A 1,204-nucleotide genomic window follows, 5' to 3' on the forward strand; every position below is an offset into this window, starting at 1 on the left:
GCTGACCTGCCCGGTTTCTTCGCTCCAGTGATTCCTGGGAAGATGGCTCCCATCCTGCGAGGAGCCCATGAGAAAGAGTCGATTCACCGAAGAGCAAATGGTTGCGGTGCTGCGTGACGCGGACCGCACCAGCGTGGCCGAGGCAGCCAAGAAGCACCAGGTCAGTGACGCCACCATCTATGCCTGGCGCAAGCACTTCGGGCAGATGGAGGCCAGTGACGTCAAACGCCTGAAGGCGCTGGAGCTGGAGAACGCCAGGCTCAAGAAGTTGCTGGCCGAGCGAGACCTCGACATCGAGGTGCTCAAGGAGATCAATGCAAAAAAATGGTGAGCCCGCCGGTGCGGCGGCAACAGGTCGATCTCGCCTGCGAGCGAGGCCTGTCGCAACGCCGTGCCTGCGGGCTGATGGGGATATCACGCTCGACCATGCGCTACGAGTTGCGCATGCCGGCTAAGGACGCGCCGGTCATTGATGCCATGAAGACCTTGTCGGCGCAGTACCCGCGCTACGGCTACCGACGCATTCGCATCTTCCTGCAGCGCCAGGGCATGGCGCTGAGCTGGTCACGCACGCACCGCATCTGGCGTTGTGCGGGCCTGCAGTTGCCCAAACGCCGACCCAGGCGCCGCATTGCCGCCAGCAGGCCCAGAGCGTTCACGCCCTTGAAGGCCAACACGGTGTGGGCCTATGACTTCGTCTTCGACACCACTGCCGAGGGCCAGCAGATCAAGTGCTTGACGGTTGTCGATGAGTACACCCGCGAGTGCCTGGCCATCGACGTCGCGGGCTCCATCCGATCCAGGCGCGTCATCGATGTGCTGTCGCGGTTGGTGAGCCTCCATGGTGCGCCACTGTTCATGCGCTCGGACAATGGCCCCGAGTTCGTGAGCGTGGCCATCCTGGAGTGGATCGCCAAAAGCGGCATCTGCACGGTGCTCAACGACCCCGGCAAGCCTTGGCAGAACGGCACCGAAGAAAGCTTCAACGGCAAGTTCCGCGATGAATGCCTGTCGCTGGAGTGGTTCAGGTCACGCCGCGAAGCGGCGGTGATCATTGAGGCCTGGCGGCGCCATTACAACGCCGTGCGGCCTCACAGCAGCCTGGGCTACTTGACGCCTCACGAGTTCAAACTGCAGTATCTGTCCCTTCCACAACCCGCCGTCTTCCAGGAATGATTGGCGTGAAAAAGCCGAGCAGGTCAGC

The 1,204-nt window shown here is 62.5% G+C and carries 1 protein-coding gene; it reads left to right on the plus strand.

The features are described from left to right. The first annotated feature begins 67 nt into the window (after positions 1-67). Positions 68-1,176, plus strand: a protein-coding gene (locus GTZ97_RS16395; protein WP_161652072.1) for an IS3 family transposase whose coding sequence is annotated in 2 segments (ribosomal slippage) — positions 68-326 and positions 326-1,176 — 1,110 coding nt in all. Because the reading frame shifts where the segments join, the coding sequence is not laid out codon by codon here. Positions 1,177-1,204: the final 28 nt, after the last annotated feature.

It is taken from the genome of Aquabacterium fontiphilum, from assembly GCF_009909205.1.
Classification (GTDB): domain Bacteria; phylum Pseudomonadota; class Gammaproteobacteria; order Burkholderiales; family Burkholderiaceae_C; genus Aquabacterium; species Aquabacterium fontiphilum.